Consider the following 17,261-nt stretch of genomic DNA (forward strand, 5'->3'; position numbering starts at 1 on the left):
AAAGGACATTCTCAGGCACCTACCAGTGCTGCCATAGTACGGTAGTAGTGTATAAAATCTGATGGCTTTTTTCCGGAGAAATCGTAGAAGTCCCTGATAAAGTGTGCTTGATCATAATATCCACCTTCATCGACAATGTCCATCCAGTTACCCGAAGTAGAAGTCGATAGATGAGAGACATAGTTGAACCGTTTGATGCGGGAGAACAACTTCGGGCTTATCCCCACTTTTTCCGTGAAGCGCCTCCTCAATTGACGTGGACTAATGCAGAGTTCATCGGACAACTGGCTGATTGACAGAATGCCTTTTTGCTGCACAATGGAAGCTAAAGCATAATCTTCCAAATCTATTTTCAGGCTAGAGTTATAGAGCTTCTTCAATAGGAATTCTTCCAATACAGTAATCCGTTGCTGGCTAGTTTTGCTTTCCAATATCCGCTGCTCCACTTGGGCGGCTTCACTTCCCAAGACTAATTTCAGTTCAATACGTAGGTTCGTGAAAGCGATCATGGGCACTCCTAATACGTTCGAGAGACCGGCAGGCCTAAAGGCAATACCAATCATCCCTGGGCGACCGCTTAGGCGCAGTGTGTAGTTCTTTGTAAACTGCCCTACTATAAAACTGCGAGGGACGTTTTCCCACTTGGCATTTGGAAGTTGCACTTGATAAGGGTCTCCATAATTGAACACCATACCACCCAGACCATTAGGAGGTGAATGCACTTCAAGCGCAACTTCCACTGCCTCTTGGCTTTCCCAGACGTAGTAGCACATAACGAATGGCAATAAGACTATAGAGGGTTGATATTTGCAGTATACCATAGCGGTCCTTGTTGTAGTAAATATGGGTCTAGGAAAGAACCGGTAGGAAGGCTTGAGCCCTCTACCCATCATGCAATGGTTTAGGCCAGATAAAACGAAGTTTTACCTACTGTTCTGAAGTTCAGCCTCAAAAGCGAGCGCAATTCATCCTTATTTAGTATTCCTTGGCTTGCTCCAGGAAGCCGACGACAGCTTCTCGATACTTACTGTGTTTCTCGTAATAATAGGAATTGATGACCACCTTTGGCAGCAACTTCCACCATCGCTCGCCCAGATTTAGGTTGGGCGAGTAAGCAGGCAAAAAGACGAACTCCACCCGGTTACTGGCCGCCCATTCCTGCAACCAGGCGCACCGATTGTAGCCCGCATTGTCACAGATCAAGTAGATGGTTTTGCCGGGGTGTTTGGCCAATAGCTTGCGGCACAGTCTCAGGGTCGATTGCGCATTGATGGCCTCGGCCACGTCGTAGACCAAGGGCTCCGGCTTGCTGGCTCGAACGGCCGCATTGATGTTGACTCGTTTGCGTCCGCTGTTGCAATCCACCTCGAAGTCCTGCCCCTTCCGGATCCAACCCCTACCGGTCTTCGTATTGTGGGTAGGATGACAGCCGTCCGAGAAGTACACCTCTGCCGCTCCACTGGCCACCTCCCGCAGCAGGCGGGGCAGCGTATCGGTCGGAAAGACCACCTGGGCCACTTCATCGGCCTTACTCGCTACCGCCTTGGAGTGCTTATACACAAATCCCAACCGATGAAGCAGGTCACGCATGCCGGAGATCGTATACGTCACGCCAAATTGCTCCTTTACGTAGGCGATGATGGGCTTGACGTCCAGGTATAGATGGTCGCTCAGGTGATCTACGAGTAAGGCTTCCTGCTGCTCGGTAATTAGCTTACCACAGTAGGGAACATAGTTGTCGTCGAAGTAGGCCGTCAGCCCTCTGTCTTTGAAGCCAGTGGCGTAGCGTCGGATTGTATTGTCATCCAAGCTAAGACTGAGTTGGATATCTTCCATCGACAGACCGCGGTGTATCATCAGCAAGACCGTGGCCTTGACAAAGCGCCGCCGGTTGAAGCGCTCTCTCTTCTGAATCTGCCGCAGCAGTAAAAGCTGTTCTTGACTGACCTCCAGTTCCATGGTCAAAAAATAACGCCTTTTCCCAAATCAATTTGCTGCGAGTATAATAATCCGACGCAACCCATGTAAATGTGCAGCGGTAGCATTTTATCCTAAAGTGGTTTCCCACCCAACGGTGAGTAACGCGCGCAGGTCGAGTAGGTCTCGGCTGCAAAAGTTAGAGCATGTCTAAAATTATGATTTTTCAGATATGAGTTAGCAAAAGGCTGCCAGTCGTGTTTTGTAAGTCGCCAAACTATACGAAACATGACCCAGCAGTTCGCTCGGTTGACTGACAGCCAGTGGGACGAAGTTAAAGCATTGCTGCCCATTGGGCGCAGGCGCAAACACAATCTGCGTGACGTCTTTGATGCCATACTCTGGCTGACCCGCACCGGCTGCCAGTGGCGCAACCTTGAATCTCAGTTTCCACCCTGGAAGACCGTCCACTACTACTTCAGTAAATGGTCGCGGGATGGTACGATCGAAACGATCAATGATGCGCTCAATCGCTTAGAGCGAGTACTCGTTCACGCTCGTGAAGCTAGTCCCAGTTTATTACTGGTTGATGCTCAGAGTGTAAGGTTGTCTCCGATGATCGGCCGCGATCGAGGAATGGATGGTGGCAAATGGATTAACGGCCGAAAGCGTAGTATTCTAACCGACACCTTGGGTCGAATCTGGAGGGCCGAGGTACATGCAGCTAATATCCACGATGCAATCGCAGGAATGGAGCTGATTTATCCGAACTTCACCGATCAAATCCCACGCGCGAAAAAGCTACTTGCGGACAGTGCTTACACGGGCCAATTCGCTGCGTTGATGAGTCAACTTGACCGAGTGGTATTTGAGTGCCCGAGCCGTCCGCCGGATCAGCGGGGTTTTGTCGTCGAAGCGAAGCGTTGGGTAGTTGAAAGGAGCTTCGCCTGGATGAATTTCTTCCGTCGAATCATCAAGGATTACGAGCGAACAGTAGAAAATTCTGTAGGCTTTATTCTTATGGCTAATATTCAGATGGTTATATCGTCAATAGCTGCCTTCGGACCCTGAAATTTTTAGACATGCTCTTAGCCTCGCCGCTAATGCAGCTCCCGGGCAGCCGCTTCCCGCACCCCACTCGGCGCAAATCCGAACTCGGTCTTAAACGCCCGACTGAACCAGGAGGCATCCCGAAAGCCCACGGCGTACCCTATTTCGGACACGGAAAGTTCCGTCGTGTGCAACAACTCTTTGGCCCGCTGCAAGCGAATGCTGCGGATGAAGATCGCCGTGGATTTGCCGGTGATCGCCTTCAATTTTCGGTACAGCTGTGACTCGCTCATGTGTAGTTTTCGCGCTAGGTAGAGGGCGTTGATGTCCGCGTTATCCAGGTCGTCGAGGATAATGCGAATGGTCCGCTGCAGGAATTTTGTTTCCGGCGCGGTGCCCGTGGCACGCAGAAAATGTTTGAACGGGTCGGTGTCTACCCGGCGGATCAGCTTCTTGCGCAGTCGCAGCAGTTGGTCAATGCGGGTAAACAGTTCCGCCCGGCTGAAGGGCTTGGCCAGGTAAGCATCGGCGCCTACGCCCAGCCCCCGCAGCCGGTCGCGTTCGGTGGCGCGGCCCGTGAGCAGAATGACGGGAATGTGGTCGGTACGGGCATCGTTTTTCAGTGCTTCGCAGAGGGCAAAGCCGTCCTTTACGGGCATCATCACGTCGCTGATCACGATGTCGGGCAGACGGTCGTAGGCGATGGTTTCACCGGCCCCGCCATCGGTAGCGTGTACGATGGCGTACTTGCTTTCCAGGCATTCGCGCAGGTAGTGGGCCACGTCGTGGTTGTCTTCGACGACGAGGGCCAGGGGGCGGTCGGTGGCCGTGTCGGCGACGATAAATGTCCGTTCCGGTACCGCAATGGTATGCTTTGGCGGGGACGCGGGTGCAATATCCTTGCTGCAAGCGGTGCGGGTAACCGGCAGTAGCACGGTGAACGCACTGCCCCGTTCCGGCGTACTCTCCACTTCAATCGTACCCCCCAAATAAGTAACCATCTCCCGAGTCAAAGCTAGTCCGATGCCCGTGCCTTCTCCCTTGTGAATGCCTTCGTTGCCGGCCTGGTAAAACCGATCGAAAATGTACGGTAAGTCCGCCGGGTCGATACCGCGGCCCGCGTCCTTTACCCTTAGGAAACATTGCTCCTGCGTGCCCGCCATCGCGTGCTTCAGGTGGAGGAAAACGCTCTCCCCGGCGGCGGAAAACTTGATGGCGTTCGACAGCAGGTTCGATACGATGACGGTAAGGGCCTGCGGGTCGTAGTCCATCAGCAGTTCATCCGTTTCGGTATAGACGATGAGCTCTACCCCCCGTTCGGCGGCGTGACTCTCGAAGCTCTCGCAGAGGTACTTTACGAAGGAGATGACGTCGGCGTGAACGGGGGCAAGCTCCAGGTGACCGCTTTCCAACTTGGCCAGGTCCAGCATTTCGTTGACCGACCGGAGAAGCTGCCGGCCGTTGCGTTCGATCACGGTAAGGGATTGCGCCGCTGTTGACCAGTCGCCATTGCACCCGCGTTCCCGCAACTGATCGGCCAGTCCCATAATGACGGTAAGCGGCGTGCGAAATTCGTGGGTGATGTTGGTGTAGAGTTCCGACTTTACCGTGTCCAGTTCCTTCAGTCGTGCGGATTCGGCCACGGCCAGCCGCCGGTTCAGCTGAAACCAGTACAGGGCGTACAGCAGGCCCGCCAGGAGAGCGGCGTAACCCGCGTAGGCCCACGGACTTGCCCACCAGGGCGCGGCCAGGTAAACGGGTAAGACGGTTTCCGGGCCCCAGTCGCTGTTGGCCGTTGCCGCGCGGACGCGAAAGAGATAATCACCCGGCGGCACCTTCACGTAAGAAGCGCGGTGCTCCTCGCCCGCGGTGCGCCAGCCGTTGTCGTAGCCTTCCAATTGAAATTGGTATTTATTGCCGGCCGGGTTGGAAAAATCGGTGGCAAAAAACGAAAGATCAAAGGCGGACTGTCCCGCCGACAGTTCGACGTTGTCCAGGGTGTAAACGGGTGCGTTCGGCCCATCGTTAGCGGATTCGTCCCCGGCGATATAGGGCAGTTTAAAGTTCAGGAGGGCTACTTCCGGTCCGCGTTCCTTGGCGGTGTGTTCCTCCAACGTGGCCGGGTCGAACCGGTGAAAGCCGCCGTTTACGCCGAAGAACAGCCGGCCGTTTTCGGCCCGGTACAGCGTCGAACGTTGGCCGTGAAAAGGACGAAGCCCCGCGCCGAGGGGAAAGAACTTCTGGTTTCCCGTTGCGGCATCGAAATTGACGAGCCGGTCGGTGAGCAGCCAGGTACCCGTGGGACCGGCCTCCTGTAGGCCCGCAAAGTAGGGTAGGTCTTTATTCGGGATCAGGTGGGTAGCGAAGTTATTCGTTTGCACCGAAAGCCGCTTTACCGAGGAGGTCGTGCAGATCCAGATGCACGCGCATTCCCCGGCCTCCACCGAATAGACGTGGTTGGGGTCACCTCCCTCCATTTCCTTTGCGGGCCGGCCGACGAACCCCCTGAGGTTTGGTGTACCCGCTGCGTACGGACTACGCCGGGCGGGGTCGTACCTTACGTAGTGGACGATCGTTTCTCCCCCCTTCCGAACGCCCCCGACCAGCCAAATATCGCCCTCGCCATCGAGGGTCATCAGGGCGTTCTTTGTGGGGCTGACGCCCTCAGTTTCGCTCGTTAGGTAGTCATAAGCGATGAATTTACTCTGCCGGGCGTCGTACACGTGAAGTTGGTGACTTAGGGGTGTCAACGCCCAGAGTTGATCGTCCGCGTCGAGTAAAATATCGGAAATGTGGTCGTGCGGAACGTCTGGGTGAGTGACCCGATCGTTCCGGGAATCCCAGTGGCTTAGCCGGTTGGGCGCATCGCTGAGCAGCCAATAACCACCCTGGCGGTCACTGACGATCTTGGTGATGCCGTTTAGCGGTACGACCGGTTCGGCTAACAGTTTGTCGTGCGCTAATTTGCGCAGTCCGCTCCGTTGGGTTCCGATCAGGACCGCCCCATTTTCGTCATCGAGAAAACTGAGGGCTGCGTCCTGCGGATCCGTGAAAGCGTAGTGATCGAAGACCGATTGTTTTACGGTGACCCGGTAGACGGCCGAAGCCTCGTCGGCCGTCCATACCCAGCGGCTGCCGTCCCGTGATTCGTACATATTCCACCAGCCGTTTTCGGTAAAGCCGTTGTCAACGCCGGCCTCGAACCGGAAGGTGCGGGTAAATCCCGTTTCGGGATCGTAGTACTTCAGTCCGCCGTCCCAGACACCGATCCAGAATTTACCCTCCCGGTCTTCGTGGAGGAAGCTCGTGTGGAGCAGTCTGGTATCCTTCAAATAGGGAGCGGACAGCGGACTACCGGGCGCGTCGTCCCTGGTGCGTGTAAACCGGTCGGTCTGGGGGTCCAGCAGGTGCAGGCCGTTGCCCTTAGTGCCTACCCACAGCCGCCCCCGCGAATCCTCGGTGACCATGGCCACCTTATTGGAAAGCAGACTGTTCCGATCGTTCGGGTCGTGGAGGTAGCGGACAAAATCGTTCGTTGCGGGCCGGTAGCGGTTCAGGCCTCCCGCATCATCCGTTTCCCAGAAGGGTCCGGTTGCGATCCACACCGTCCCCCGTGCGTCTACGTGGAGATCGCGGCAAATTTGGTAGCTGAGACTGGTAGAATCGGCGGGGTCGGGCAGGAAGCGTTGAAATCTTCCGGTTTCGCGGTCTAGAATGTTTACCCCATTTCCGGTAGCGACCCAGAGGTTGCCGGCGTGGTCCTCGTCAATTTTACTGACGAAGTCATTACTCAGGGTGGCCGGGTCTTTTTCCAGGTAGCGGAAGGACACGAAATGTTCGGTACCGTAGTCGAATCGGGCCAGGCCGCCACCTCCGGTACCGATCCAGAGTTCGCCGTTTCTGGTTACGTAGAGGTATTCGACGTAGTTGTTGGGCAAGGAGCCGGCCCGATCGGGCGCGTGGCGGTAGGTCCTGAACTGGTAACCATCCCAACGGTGGAGGCCGTTCTGGCTGCCGAACCACATGAAGCCGAAGGAATCCTGGGTAACTGTCTGGATGTGGCGGCTGGGCACGTTACCGGGCATATCGAAGCGCTCGAATCCAAAATAGGGCGGCGTGGAAGCACTTTGCCCGATCAGCGTTCCGGACAGGATGCTCAGCAGGAGGATGAGTCTACACATGATAAGGGTATCTAATAGGATAAGGCCCGGCTCCGGGGCGGTATCCCATTAAAATACGAAGCTTACTCCGTAATAGCTAGCTGGATAACATTAATAAGGCGTCATTTACGGTCCTTATTATCCCCTTCGCAGCAATCGGCGAACGAAGGCTTGACCCATTATTGCAATCTGGCCCAAATTCGCCACTTAATTGCTTGTAATGTAGTCCTTTACGTTCGTCACGGGCATCCCGGCGGGCAGGCTGGGCCAGAGGTAGAGTTCCCGTTTCCGGAAGTTGATCGCGGTCCGTTGTTGGCTCAGGAATGCGAAGCCGAGGATGCCGTCAATGCGCGGACCGGGAAGCTGGCGGTTCAGTTCGCGGAGGTCTTTACACAGCGTATTCATGGGGGTGGTTTGTAGTTCACCCAGTTGCAGCGCGGCCCTGAAGAGTCCTGCTTTTCCTTTCTCGCACGGCTGGCCAATGGTAGTGATGGCCGACCTTTGGTCGGTGGTTTGCAGGCCGATGCGCTGCGCCGTACTCACGTCGAAGAGGTTGACGCCCGCTCCCGTATCCAGGCCCCAGGTAAAGGTTTGCCCGGCCAGCTCGGCCTCGATCAGGGGCAGGTAGCGGGCGTAGCGGAAACCGAGGGTGCGCGCTGGCAGACCGGCCGGGCACTTCCGGAGCGGTTCCCCCTTTTTTCCCAGGCGGTAGAACTCGATGGTGGTGGAGCGGTAATCCAGGTGTAGCTCGTAATTCCGTAAGACGTTCATCCCGATCAGCCCCAGGAGCGGCAATTGCAACCTTTTTTCCAGGGCGCTGAGGTCGCCGAGGGCGGCAAAGACCATTTTCTCGGTCCATGGGCCCAGTTTGAGCGTGGTGTGCAGCGTACCTCCCAGCGCACGGTCACCGGTGTAGGTGCGCAACTGCACGAGCTGGTGTTCAGCGGTAAAGTGAACACTGTTGAGGATGGTATGGGAAGAACCGGAATCAACGACAAAGTATCCGCTACGCGCGCCGGCGGATGCTTCCACGAGGATCAGGTTGGCAGCGAGGCGAAAGGAGGTCCGGTAATGGGTCGGAGGCGGTTGGGCGTATAGCGTACCCACAAGAACCAACAACGGGATGAAGAGTGTGATAGGGAGCGGTGATTGTGACACGGGGGGGGGTGTTTATTTGCTTACCCATAAGGTCTTCGCTGAGGCACTTGCCCCCGTGCACCAATTTGTCTGTGGCTAGTAGTATTCCTAACGCCGCCTTCGGAGTTGGACTATTATTGCACGCGTTTCCCGTTTGCGCCTTGCTTTTTAATTTACACTTCCACCCACCCGGCAATCACCCCGTCCTGTCTTGCGGATGATTTACCGCGGTCAGTCCATTGAAGATATCCACCTTAGCCTAAGCCGGGATGACAACACGGTTCGCCGCTACGCTACCGGTTTCAAACAAAAAGGGCTGACGGCCTACTTCGACGATAACTATGTACTCTACTGCGGCAAGCTTACCGAGCAGCAGGAAAAGTTACTTGTAGATCACCTGAGCGACCACCTGCTGACCCGCCGATAGCGTGAAAGTGTTAGAGTTCGAAGTGCTGGTAAATGCATCGAATTCGATGTAATTAAAACTGGGGTTGTGTTTACGCTCCCAGGCTTCGATGAACTCCACGGTGCTTCGCGCCCGCATCCAGTTGGGCAAATTGATACGGGACTCTCCCTTCAGTTTCGCCATGTCGGTCACGCAGATAAATCCGGACTCCTGGTCCATCCGGACGGGCGCGCCGTCAATCGTCAGTGTTCATACTCTCCTCGGTAAGTCGAGGTAGCAAGATAGGGACTATACCGACTTCACAATGCCGGAACGACTATGAACTGTGGGCGCTTGATTGGTATTGGCAAGAACTTAAATACCGCGTTGTATTTCATTAACAATAGGGTTTGTCATAAGCGTCCCATTTTACCATTACCGTTCACGAAGGTGAGGGATAAACTTCATCTCGCAGTGGAATACGCAACTTTTTATGATGAGCGTGTCCTTGCCATTCTTTAGGTAGCTAAATAGATCTTTCATTAGATGATCTACGTTCCTGGCCGGTGGTGCCATATGAGCAACCGCACTGCCGTTGAAGATTCCCACCGACTTGCTTCTGTATCTACCCGCCCCCTCAACTAGGCCCTGCATGTGCATTTTGTGTGCTCGTAGATAGAGTGTTCCGCGCAACTAAACACAACCAATAGTGCATCATCAGGCTATTTAAAAGCTGATAAATATAATATTTGGCTATTACAATAGCTAGATGTATGTTTGTGACATGATCAATAGGACCATCACCCCAACCATAGAAGACAAGATTGGTAGCGGGAAAGCCATCATGATAATCGGGCCTCGTCAGGTCGGCAAGACTACCATTATCCTCGACCAGTTGAAGGGCAAGGACTTCACCTTTTTCGATGGCGATGATCCTTCCATACGGACTGAATTAGATACGCCGAACACGGAGAAAATCAGGCGACTGATTGGTGGGAAGAAGATTGTGTTCATCGACGAGGCGCAACGGATTAACGGTATCGGCTTAACGCTGAAGATCATCACGGATCAGTTCAAGGATGTCCAGCTCTGGATCAGTGGATCTTCCTTATTCAACGAACTCAATGAACCCCTGACGGGACGAAAATGGGAGTACGAATTGTATCCCATCAGCTGGGAGGAGTACGAAAATCACGTAGGATATCTTAAAGCACAGCAGAGTCTGGAGAGTCGCCTAATCTATGGGATGTATCCGGATGTGATCAACAATGAAAATGGGCGAGAGAAAGAAGTGCTGAGAAATCTAGTGAATAGCTATCTGTACCGAGACATCCTCTCGCACGGAGAAATCAGGAAACCGGAGGTACTTGAAAAATTGGTGCAGGGGTTAGCCCTCCAGGTAGGTAGTGAAGTGAACTACAATGAACTGAGCCAGCTGGTATCCATTTCTAAGGATACGGTGCAACGGTACATAGAAATTCTGGAGAAGGGCTACGTCATCTTTAGATTAAGGTCATTTAATCGGAACGTCCGCAACGAGATTAAGCGGGGAAGAAAAATATACTTCTATGATAACGGCATTCGGAATGCGATCATTGGCGAGTTTGGCAGCTTAGATAACCGGCAGGATGTAGGTATGCTGTGGGAAAACTTTTTAGTTTCCGAAAGAATCAAGCAGAATAGTTACAAATTGACCTTTGCCAAATCTCACTTTTGGAGGACAGCCCAACAGCAGGAGATTGACTACGTAGAACAGAACGGCCTAAAGCTGAAGGCCTTTGAGTTCAAGTGGAATCCAAAAGCTAAGGCTAGGTTTTCCAAGACTTTTTTGAACACTTACGAGGCCGAAGGCAAGTTGATCAATCGGGATAACTTCAGGGAATTTGTGATACTGGAAGAATAAAGAAAAATGCGCCGAACACCGCGCCCAGCGTCACCCGGGGCTGGGGGGGGAGTGCTGGTTTTGTTACCCGAAAGCCCGCGCGGTGCCTTCGTAGAATAAAAAGGGCTGCCCGTTGTCAATCGAGCATAAGACCTACTTTGTAACGTGCTCCTCCGAGTTGCTCTTTAGGCACCAAACCGTCACCAAATCAGGTAAAATGCAACACGACCAGTCCTTCCCAGCGAAAAGTAAAAGTCCAACCCCCTTTATCCAGACCTACTTCCACGGCACCAAAGCCGACCTGCAACTCGGGGATCACATAGAAGCGGGGTTCAACTCGAACTAGGGGCGGAGAAAACGGTACTGCGTTTCGACTTCCTTGCGGTTGGCCTTGTGTTCAACTCGAACTAGGGGCGGAGAAAACAAAGCGAATGCGCGTAGTCGGTGAAGTTACCGTATGGGAGGGCCATCCGGAAGATCAGGTGCAAGCGATGCGGGAGGGCCTGGCGAAGCTAAAGGAAAGGGGAATCGACTCGCTGAATGATGAGTGAAAACCGGGGTTAAGACGAGTTCTGCGAAAGCTACGGGATGTCTAAGGGGCGGCATCGCACGAGGACTCACAAAAGGTTGAGGCGCTCTGCGCCGACCCTGACGTATAAAAGTGGACCGCAATGCAGGGTCGGCTTAGAAAGCCTCATCCTTGGGGTCACCAAAAATGTGTAATTTTCGAAGCCTACGGAACCGACAAAGGGTTCGTGCCGTGGGTCTTCTTACCCCTTCCTTACAATCGCACCCAACGTTAATACTAATGAGACACCTTGTATTCTGCTGCCTTCTGCTTTTTGTAGCTACGGGCTGCAACACTACGAAATCCACGACCGCCACCGCCGACGACGACGCCGGATGGATCTCCCTGTTCGACGGCGAATCCCTGACCGGCTGGAAAGCCAGCGAGAACCCGGCCACCTTCACGGTCGACGACGGTAGAATAGTCGCCCACGGACCACGGGCTCACCTGTTTTATGTAGGCCCGGTCATGGACCACGACTTTAAGAACTTCGAATTCAAGGCCCAGGTGATGACGACTCCGGGCTCCAACTCCGGTATCTTCATTCATACGGCCTACCAGGAAGAAGGGTGGCCAAACCAGGGATACGAAGTGCAGGTAAACAACTCGCAGTCGGACTGGCGGCGCACGGGCAGCATCTACGCCTACGACGACGTACGGGAAGTACACGTACCCGACAACGAATGGTACACCCAACACATCATCGTGCAGGGAAAGAAAGTAACGGTGAAGCTAAACGATAAAACGATCGTGGAATACACCGAACCCGACAATACGGAACGGCCGGCCGATGCGCAGGGCAAAGTCCTTTCCAGCGGCACGTTTGCCCTACAGGGGCACGATCCGGATAGCAAGGTTTACTTTAAGGATATTATGGTTAGGCCGTTGGGGGAGTAGGTTGACCCGCAAGTCAGTTGGTCATAAGTTTCAGCACCCTTTTCGAGCAGCTCTATACGGCTGAGGATACCGGGTGCAGGTAAACCGGCAGGGGAAGGTAAAAGTCCATACTACTTATCATGCGCCAGCATATGGAGGATGTGCCATATGGCACGAGCAGAGCAAACGGAAACTAGTCAAGATAACCGTCGCCCCCACACTTAAGGCAGGAAATTCGCGCGTGGGCAGGTAGGTGACCACATACCGGGCAAATACTGCCATCGGACACGGATGGTGAGAACATTTCATCCACTATTGCATCTAAGAAAACACCCTTCAAACCGCCCTTTTCGTTCCAACTCTGTACCGTGTAGTGCGTATGTACCGCCTGCACAAATTCCCGGTTTCCATCCTCACCCAAAATATCGGGATGTTCCTGGATGATCGCCAGCGATTCGACGATTACTTCATCCTGGTGAACCACCAGTTCATCATGACGAAGTTTGATAGCTTTCAGGGCATCCATATCCTCGCGCATCAGCTCCTCCAGCTCCTCCAAGATTTCTGGATCCTGAAATAAATTCATGATACTTGCACCAAAAGTTATGACGCCGTCCCACTCTCCCCAACTGTCCTGACTGATCGCCATTTGATTTTTATTTTGACCCAGAACAACGAGCGCATCGCTCTTTCGCGCGTCCGGCACCACATCGAGGATGCTGGCGTAAATAGAATCACTTTCCTGTTTTAATAGATTGATTTCAAGGTTCAACCGTGACGACTCCAGCATTAAGGCGTCCAGCTTATTAGTTGGTGAATGCAAAAAATTACAGGAGAAGAGTATGACTAATGGCAGAGAGCAAAGTGCTAGTTTCATCGGAGGGGAAATGATGGGCGAGTTGTTACCAAATATAAGAACAGATAGCTAAACTTCCAATACCATAACACTTGAAATTCACCCTCTTTTCATCAGGAGTTGCGGACCGCAATACTACCCTGGCAACTAAATAAGCATCCACTACCCGAATCTCGCTAAACTTCCGTCAGCGGAAGAAACAACGATAAAACTTGATACTGTAAATTATAGAATGTAATTAATTTTCTCCATTCAAACCAATACCGTTTGCATTGCATGTCTGTCGGCCGTAATTTAATTGTATTGAACACTGCAAAAACAGACGACTATGAGGACCATCATCTTTCTCCTTCTTTTCGCTTTCGGAACCGCTTTGTGCGCACAGTCCGCCAAACAACTTCGCTTTCTTGAATCCATCGCTGAAACGCTGTATCAAGCCGCTCACCCGACCAACAATTACTTAGGGGGGCAGTACCAATGGCAGGAATACTCTGATGGTCAGGTTGCAACTCTATCCCTGTATGCTACCGATTCGTGGAACGGTAAACAAATTGGCACTGATATCGGCATTGTATTTCAGAACGGCTACATATCAGATGTTAAGGTGCTGGGTGATGAAGACTCTTGCGGCGTAGCTTGCTGCTTTACGACAGTAAGCCTAGTTAAGTCTATCGTGGTAGCCTATATGAATGATACGGCCAATACTAGCTATTCAGAGTTAGCGGAGAAATCCAAACGAATCTTGGGGAAGTCCTTAGAAGCCTTATCCGGTAAGGAGTTGGTGCTGCTATGGCTGAACCTAGCTTACGCTGTTAGCTAGCCGAGCCTATAATACGCAGAAGTAGTTTTTGGCGAAAATGGTTTCGTCAAGGGTTCCGGATCAGACCTTCTGAGCTATGAGGGTGATCTTTGGTATTTAGCAACTGTCAAGAATGGCAGTTTCGCCGTCGTCATTGGTTAGTGCCCATTTGGTACTTCCGCCTCCCGGCACAGAGACCGCGAAAGCGGTAGTGTCTGCGGGAGCTACACGCTCTAAGGTCCCAGTTGGTGGTTTCGCACTCGGGACAGTTGTCCTCGTCCTGAATTTCTTCTGGGGCGGCAATTTATTCTTTCCCGCAAGAAGATAGAAAGAGGCCGAAGGCAAGAAGGGTGAGTGAGAAATAAATTTTTGTAAAAAGGGAGTCACTACCTGTTGATAACTATCAGGAGCGCATTTTGCATCCGAGCGGCAAAACAGGCAACGGATCGATACCCCCTTTGCTATTAGGAACATTTCTTAGCATTAGTCGGAGATCAGAATGGTGTATTCCCCCACTTAAATTCCAACCCAAAGCAATTTCACGGCAGCCCATGCGTCATACTCAGAAAAAGAAACGGACGCTGAATGCAGCGGTGTCCCCTCCGCCCCTATACCTACCGATATGATTACACGTTTAACCGCTCTTTTTTCCATCCTTATCTGTTTGACCGCCTCCGGGTGCGGCAATGACGGAGAGGAAAACCCGTTCGTAGGCAAAACCTTCGAAGTATCCGCGATAACGTCCAAATCAGCGGTGCGCGGGGCAATCAACGACGGGGGCACCATCCGGCCGCTCAACGAGGAGGAGATGCCGAAATACAGTGGTTATTTTGCTTACAATGATGCCAACGACATCAGCTTTATCGGAACCCGGATTGCCTTCGTTTCGGACAATATGGTAGAATACGGCAAGGGTGAGTTCGCTACGCCCTTCCCCTACCAGGTAACTAATCGCACGGCTACGGTCGATTTTAACCTTCCTAATGATCCTCGTTGGATACCCAACCGGAATGATGCGTTGGTAATGGTCGACGACGGCAGCATCGAAAAGAGCGCCTTCCACTACCGACTGATGACCGACGAAGGCGGAACCCGCGGATCCGAAGGCGGGCAGTTCGAACCCAGCGTGATCGATGACCTGGAAGATCGCCTGACCGACGACGGGGACGTGTTTACCTACCAAACCATGACGTTCATCTACACTGAACAGTAGGGCGCCGGCTTAACAATACCCCGCTCTTTCCCAAAAAAACATTGCGCCCGCGTCCCCGCCCCTGCATACAGCCGGCCGCTAGATCTTGTCCTTCAGCTTATCGATCATGCCTTCCTGCCCCTTCTGGACGGCGGCTTTCGGACTCGCCATCCCCAGATCGGGAATACCGCCGACGGGAACCATCTTTTCCTGTTTGAACTCTCCCTTGCCGTCGAAGCTGGTGCCCGATGACCAGCGCCCGGTGGGTTGGGGGACGCTGTCGTCCTTGCCGGTGGTGTAGAAGGTGTAGTTGTAGCCCCCCGGCTCCAGGCTCTGGTCGAAGTTGTTGGGGATGGGGTGGTTGTCGGACCCGCCGAGCTCCTCCCAGGCGGCGAGGAACTGGTTCTGGTGCATGGTATCGCGGGCAATGAGGAAGCTGAGCATGTCCTTCATCCCCTTGTCGTCGGTCATTTTGTAGAGCTGCACGGCAAGCATGCGGCCGGTACTCTCGGCCATTACGTTGGCGAGCATATCGGCGGCTACGTTCCCGCTGGCGTAGACGTGACTGCAGTTAAAGGGTACTCCGCTGGCGTCCACGGGCATGGCGGCCATACAGGTTGAAATGGCGTGCTGTACGTTCATGCCGCCCATTGTAGCCAGCATGATGGGATCGTTGGCGGCCTTTTCCTGCTCCAGGGGGGCGCCCTCGAGGTTCAGGGCTACGGCCGTGGCCAGCATTTCGATGTGGCCCATTTCCTCGGTGCCGGTTTCGAGCAGCATGTCGCGGTACTTCTTCGGTCCGCGCGCCCCCCAGGCCTGGAACATGTACTGCAGGCAGACGCGAATTTCGCCCTGAATGCCACCGATGGCCTGCTGCAGGGCCTTTGCGAATACGGGATTAGGCTTATCGACCTTAACGTGATACTGGAGTTTGCCTCCGTCGTGGTAAAACATGGTGTAATTGGTTTGGGTAATTGTTTCCCCAGAAAGCCGACAATTACGGCAGGTGTTTCGTGTACACTATACTATGTAAAAATAAATGCCGCGCCTCAGCGAATTCACCGCATATCGTTCTTTTGCGTGGAGGGGCGGGGACGCAGGTGCGGTGCAAGATGGGATAGCTAAATAATTTGGTCTCACGGCGAAGGATTGCCCATCCCCCGCAGTCTAAGCACCAAGCTGCTTTACCCAATCCTTATATTCCCTTCCCCAATTTTTGGCCTACTACTGCTCTTTGCTTTCTCCGGCTGCGCCGAAGCCGGCGGCACCTGGCTGGAACCCTTCCGCGGATCAACAGTGAAACGCGGGGTTAAAATTTTCCTATACTGATCGCGGATCGGGTGCCAGAGGCTAAATTTACCGGCCTACCCATACTCGTTACCACCGCTATTCCCATATGCCCACCGTAAAGAATGCCCCCTGGGGCGACGCCCCCGCCGGCCCCGTACAGCGCTTCACCCTCGCCAACGATCGCGGCAATACGGTTCACATCCTTAACTACGGCGGCGTTGTGCAATCCATCCGCATCGACGGCAAGGAAATGGTGATCGGCTTTGATACACTGGAAGGCTACCTCGGCAAGCAACCCAACTACGGCGCCGTCATCGGCCGCTACGCCAACCGGATCGGTGGGGCAAGCTTCAAGATCGACGATACTACCTACGAGCTGGTGGCCAACGACGGCGAACACCAGCTGCACGGCGGCCCGGAGGGCTTCAACACAAAGATCTGGGAGGCGGAAAGCAGCACTACCGATACGGAGGCCGTACTGCAGCTGTCTCTCCTGAGTTCCGACGGCGACATGGGCTTCCCAGGCAACCTCCATGTTATTTGCACCTACGAGTGGACGAACGACGACGCCCTGCGCATCCACTATTCCGCTACGACGGACAAGCCCACCGTAGTCAACCTCACCAACCACAGCTACTTTAACCTCGGCAACGAAGCAACGGTACTCGGCCACACCCTGCGCCTCGACGCCAGCAGCTATACGCCGGTCTCCGATTCTCTGATTCCGACCGGCGACATCCTGCCGGTGGGCGGCACTCCCTTCGACTTCCGCGAGGAAAAGGTGGTGGGCAAAGATATTCGGGCCGACGATCCGCAGATCCAGCTGGCCGGGGGGTACGACCACAACTACGTAATCGACGAATACGACGGAACGCTGCGGGAGATCGCCCTGGTCACCGATCCGGAATCGGGCAGAAAACTGCGCTGCTTCACCTCCGAACCCGGGGTACAGCTCTTTACCACGAACTTCCCGGACGGTAAATTTTCCGCGCGGGGCGGTGCGCCACTGGTCCGCCACGCCGGCATCTGTCTGGAAACCCAACACTTCCCGGATTCCCCCAACCGGGCAAATTTCGTCTCCCCCCTGCTGAAAGTCGGTGAAACCTACAACACGACCACCGTCTACCGCTTTGAGTAACTAACCCTGAT

General features: G+C 53.8%; 15 protein-coding genes. 7 read left to right on the forward strand and 8 right to left on the reverse strand.

The annotated features are described in order from the left end of the window. Positions 1-11: 11 nt before the first annotated feature. A complete protein-coding gene (locus GGR28_RS15035) occupies positions 12-893 on the reverse strand; it encodes an AraC family transcriptional regulator (protein WP_319936736.1) in 882 nt (293 codons plus the stop codon). Between the two features lie 82 nt (positions 894-975). Continuing rightward, positions 976-1,959: an IS630 family transposase gene (locus GGR28_RS15040; RefSeq protein ID WP_183496645.1), complete on the reverse strand. Its 984-nt coding sequence runs from the start codon at positions 1,957-1,959 to the stop codon at positions 976-978. Between the two features lie 246 nt (positions 1,960-2,205). On the opposite strand from GGR28_RS15040, the gene GGR28_RS15045 reads away from it, so the two are divergent. Further along, positions 2,206-2,988, forward strand: a complete 783-nt coding sequence (locus GGR28_RS15045) for an IS5 family transposase (RefSeq protein ID WP_183496646.1) — start codon at positions 2,206-2,208, stop codon at positions 2,986-2,988. 29 nt (positions 2,989-3,017) lie between these two features. Here GGR28_RS15045 and GGR28_RS15050 read toward each other — a convergent pair whose 3' ends face one another. Together GGR28_RS15050 and GGR28_RS15055 are read right to left on the reverse strand one after the other, a co-directional pair. Continuing rightward, the gene (locus GGR28_RS15050; RefSeq protein ID WP_183496647.1) at positions 3,018-7,148 is read right to left on the reverse strand and encodes a hybrid sensor histidine kinase/response regulator transcription factor; all 4,131 of its coding nucleotides are present in this window, start codon (positions 7,146-7,148) and stop codon (positions 3,018-3,020) included. A 186-nt stretch (positions 7,149-7,334) separates the two neighbouring features. Continuing rightward, positions 7,335-8,159, reverse strand: coding sequence for a pepsin/retropepsin-like aspartic protease family protein (locus tag GGR28_RS15055; RefSeq protein WP_183496648.1), 825 nt, complete (start codon positions 8,157-8,159; stop codon positions 7,335-7,337). 316 nt (positions 8,160-8,475) lie between these two features. Here GGR28_RS15055 and GGR28_RS15060 point away from each other — a divergent pair, with 316 nt between their 5' ends. Beyond that, positions 8,476-8,691, forward strand: a complete 216-nt coding sequence (locus GGR28_RS15060) for a hypothetical protein (protein ID WP_183496649.1) — start codon at positions 8,476-8,478, stop codon at positions 8,689-8,691. Here GGR28_RS15060 and GGR28_RS19500 read toward each other — a convergent pair. Further along, the gene (locus GGR28_RS19500) at positions 8,647-8,889 is read right to left on the reverse strand and encodes a KilA-N domain-containing protein (protein ID WP_183496650.1); all 243 of its coding nucleotides are present in this window, start codon (positions 8,887-8,889) and stop codon (positions 8,647-8,649) included. The two genes, GGR28_RS15060 and GGR28_RS19500, sit on opposite strands and share 45 nt — an antisense overlap. Positions 8,890-9,084: 195 nt before the next feature. Continuing rightward, positions 9,085-9,309: a Fic family protein gene (locus tag GGR28_RS19505; RefSeq protein WP_406603760.1), complete on the reverse strand. Its 225-nt coding sequence runs from the start codon at positions 9,307-9,309 to the stop codon at positions 9,085-9,087. 124 nt (positions 9,310-9,433) lie between these two features. Here GGR28_RS19505 and GGR28_RS15075 point away from each other — a divergent pair, with 124 nt between their 5' ends. Both GGR28_RS15075 and GGR28_RS15085 read left to right on the forward strand, forming a co-directional pair. Beyond that, positions 9,434-10,552 carry an ATP-binding protein gene (locus tag GGR28_RS15075; protein ID WP_183496652.1) on the forward strand — a complete coding sequence of 373 codons (1,119 nt, stop codon included), beginning with the start codon at positions 9,434-9,436 and terminating at the stop codon, positions 10,550-10,552. Positions 10,553-11,339: 787 nt separating this feature from the next. Next, positions 11,340-11,996 (forward strand): 3-keto-disaccharide hydrolase, encoded by a 657-nt coding sequence (locus tag GGR28_RS15085; RefSeq protein ID WP_183496653.1) that lies wholly within the window; start codon positions 11,340-11,342, stop codon positions 11,994-11,996. A 172-nt stretch (positions 11,997-12,168) separates the two neighbouring features. Here the strand turns inward: GGR28_RS15085 and GGR28_RS15090 are convergent, their stop codons facing one another. Continuing rightward, positions 12,169-12,852 carry a hypothetical protein gene (locus GGR28_RS15090; protein WP_183496654.1) on the reverse strand — a complete coding sequence of 228 codons (684 nt, stop codon included), beginning with the start codon at positions 12,850-12,852 and terminating at the stop codon, positions 12,169-12,171. Positions 12,853-13,159: 307 nt separating this feature from the next. Here GGR28_RS15090 and GGR28_RS15095 point away from each other — a divergent pair, with 307 nt between their 5' ends. Together GGR28_RS15095 and GGR28_RS15100 are read left to right on the forward strand one after the other, a co-directional pair. Then, on the forward strand, positions 13,160-13,651 hold the full coding sequence (locus GGR28_RS15095; RefSeq protein ID WP_183496655.1) for a hypothetical protein: 492 nt from the start codon (positions 13,160-13,162) through the stop codon (positions 13,649-13,651). 601 nt (positions 13,652-14,252) lie between these two features. Further along, positions 14,253-14,843 carry a hypothetical protein gene (locus GGR28_RS15100; protein ID WP_183496656.1) on the forward strand — a complete coding sequence of 197 codons (591 nt, stop codon included), beginning with the start codon at positions 14,253-14,255 and terminating at the stop codon, positions 14,841-14,843. Positions 14,844-14,921: 78 nt separating this feature from the next. Here GGR28_RS15100 and GGR28_RS15105 read toward each other — a convergent pair whose 3' ends face one another. Further along, entirely contained in the window at positions 14,922-15,776 is an 855-nt protein-coding gene (locus GGR28_RS15105; protein ID WP_183496657.1) for a manganese catalase family protein, read from the reverse strand. Between the two features lie 442 nt (positions 15,777-16,218). On the opposite strand from GGR28_RS15105, the gene GGR28_RS15110 reads away from it, so the two are divergent. Next, entirely contained in the window at positions 16,219-17,250 is a 1,032-nt protein-coding gene (locus GGR28_RS15110; RefSeq protein WP_183496658.1) for an aldose epimerase family protein, read from the forward strand. Positions 17,251-17,261 lie beyond the last annotated feature (11 nt).

This window comes from Neolewinella aquimaris (assembly GCF_014197245.1).
GTDB classification, from domain to species: Bacteria; Bacteroidota; Bacteroidia; order Chitinophagales; family Saprospiraceae; genus Neolewinella; species Neolewinella aquimaris.